The sequence below is a fragment of the Microbacterium sp. Bi128 genome (genome assembly GCF_918698205.1).
The window spans coordinates 1-2502 of record NZ_CAKKMM010000742.1 but is presented as its reverse complement, the minus strand read 5'-3'; the positions used below and the strand labels follow the sequence as shown (position 1 = coordinate 2502).

Genomic DNA, 2502 nt, shown 5'->3' with positions numbered 1-2502 from the left:
GTCCGGCATGGGACGGCCTGCCGAGCTGGCCGGCCCGCTCAGGAGGAGCCGCAACCGGCCGCGGGTGACGTCTGCGAACGCCGGCGCGGCGCTCATCCTGACGGTGAATCCGAGATGGGTTGTATAGAAGTCGACCGCGGCATCGACGTCGGCCACCATGTACCGGACGCTGACCAGCCCCGTAAGGTCGTTGGGCATTTCCAGCTCCTTTCCGAATTCGTTTGGGAGTACCCGATGTCGATAGATCACACTGTGGATCGGTTTGGCACCCGGCGCAAGCCCACGACGGCGGGAGGTTCGCTACGCCCGGGAGCCGCCGGGGCCGGACTCCAGCAGCCCGCCGCCGGCCCAGCGCCGGAGCGCGAGCTTTTCGGCGTCGTCGAACTCCATGAGGGCCAGCCGGCACAGCTCTTCCACGTTTCTGGTCCACGCGGCAGCGAGTTCCGCCGCTGAGATGTCCTCTGCGAGGGAGCCGCCGGCGTACACCACGCCCTGGATCACGAAGTTGACGGCAGAGCGGGACACTGGCTGCCCGGCCGCCACGCAGTCGTCCCGGACGGAGCGTGCCAATTCGCTGCGGTTGCCCGAATGGTCGCGCAGCTTCGCCGCCAGGGACAGGAAGACCTGTCTGAACTGTTCTGCCGACAGCGCCGGAACGTCCGTGACCCGGGTGACCTGCTCCTCGATCGCGGGCCGGGCGTCGGAGGCCAGCGAGGAGGGCTCCGGGGAAAACCGCTTCGCGTCCCACACCCAGCCGGGCGACGGCGTGGACGAGTATTGGATGCCCTGGCCGATCTGGGCGATCCAGGCCCCGAACTTGCCGTGCCCGCCCCAATCGGTCTTCAGCGACGGGTCCGCGGTCAGGGCCCGGTGCGCCGCGACCGCTCCCGTGACCGGACCCGGCGCGGCCTGCACCAGGGCCCGGACCTCGTCGGCGGCCGACGTCGCGGACCCGGGAGTGCCCTGGGCGGTGCGGAGCGGGGTGCCAAGTCCGGCGGACGGGACCATGCGGGGGATGCCGGCCGCGGTCCCGTTGAGGATTGCCACGAAGTCGTGGGACTCCACCACGCTGTCCGCCATCTCCCGGTATGCGAACGCCACGGCGCCGGCAGCGATGACGGTGGTCATGCGGTCGGCCGCCCGGAACCGCTGGACCAGCGAGGTGAAGTCGGCGTCGGCAGACGCGACGAAGAACTCCTCAATATGTGCCGCGCCGGCCAGGGCATCCATTGCGTCCAGCACCAGGTTGATATCGGTGCTGGACTTGCCCCGCTGGGTCAGGGAGGGGCAGTCGATCACCCGGAAGCCCGCGCGGGTCCAGTACGGCCGGTACTTGGAGTAGATCACCGGATTGAGGTAGCAGTTGCGGATCAGGAAGCGCCGGGATTCTTCGCCCGCGCCGCCGGCGGCCAGCGCCTCCGTCCAGTGCTTGGGGTCCTCGGCGAACCTCTTCGCGGCCGCCGGGTCCAAGGCCATCAGGCCGGTATAGACGTTGTCGAAGTCCACGAACATCGCGGCACGGATGCCAGGCCGCCGGGACTGGGGGAGGGGATCACTCATCGGCTCAGTGTGCCAGCAGGAGGGCGGCGCGTGCCAGGGGTGACCGCTTGGTTGCCCAGTTGCCGTCGTGTGCCGGACCTCATGGCGGGAACAGGAGGTCCATACGTGTATCCGGGATCGGCCGCGCGCGCAGGAACAGCTTGCTACGGCCAGTTTTCGGCTGTAAGCATCCCCGCCAGAAACCCCGCGTGACCTGCGAAGACGCATGTCCGGGCCCGCGGCCCGCCCGGGGACAGGCTGATGTAGCGGACGCACGCCGGGCCGAAGCTGGAACGCGACGGGCACCTCGCCGAACTCTCGATCGAGCTGTTGGGACAGGACGGGCAGCGCAGGCCCGTCCTGCTGTCCGTCACCCGGACCGTGGACGGGGCAGAACCGAGGGATTTGATGATCTTTTTCGCGGCCCCCGAGCGGCGGCGGTATGAGCGCGAACTGGCCAGCGCTCACCGGCAACTCGAGGATGCCGAGGCGGACCGCGCCGCGCTCCTGCGGGAAGCCCACCATCGGGCGCTGCATGACCCGCTGACCGGCCTGCCGAACCGGCGGCACCTCGAGGAAAACCTGCTGGGGGCCCTGGCCAGCGCCGGCGAACAGCGGAACCGCGTCGGCGTGCTGTTTTACGACGTCAACAAGTTCAAGCTGGTCAACGACACCCTGGGCCACGCGGCCGGCGACCAGGTCCTGGAACACGTGGCGCTGATGCTCTCCCAGGCCGTGCGCGGCGCGGTCACCGTCACGCGCTACAGCGGGGACGAGTTCGTTGTCCTGATCCCTCGGCTGGAGCACGCGGCGGAGCTCGAGGCGGTTGCGGAGCGCGTCCGGAGCTGCCTGGCCGGCGCCGTCACCATCGGGGGGAGCGAGCTCCGGCTGGGCATGTCCGTTGGCCAGGCGAAAACGGCTGTTCCGGCGGACGCGGATCCGGCCGCGCACAAAGAACTGGCC

Annotated in this window: 3 protein-coding genes; 1 reads left to right on the top strand and 2 read right to left on the bottom strand. The window is 69.7% G+C overall.

Going from position 1 to position 2502, the window contains the following annotated elements; translation table 11 throughout:
* Both LQV45_RS25650 and LQV45_RS25645 read right to left on the bottom strand, forming a co-directional pair.
* Positions 1-198: VOC family protein (locus LQV45_RS25650; RefSeq protein WP_230009460.1), on the bottom strand; the 198-nt coding region annotated here is incomplete at its 3' end.
* Between the two features lie 102 nt (positions 199-300).
* On the bottom strand, positions 301-1560 hold the full coding sequence (locus tag LQV45_RS25645; RefSeq protein WP_230009457.1) for an NYN domain-containing protein: 1260 nt from the start codon (positions 1558-1560) through the stop codon (positions 301-303).
* A 387-nt stretch (positions 1561-1947) separates the two neighbouring features.
* Here LQV45_RS25645 and LQV45_RS25640 point away from each other — a divergent pair.
* Positions 1948-2502 (top strand): GGDEF domain-containing protein (locus LQV45_RS25640; RefSeq protein ID WP_230009455.1); only part of this gene is annotated, 555 nt, incomplete at its 3' end.

Excerpts from the sequence above, each read along its gene's own strand:
- LQV45_RS25645 (WP_230009457.1), bottom strand. The coding sequence starts at position 1,560 with ATGAGTGATCCCCTCCCCCAGTCCCGGCGGCCTGGCATCCGTGCCGCG.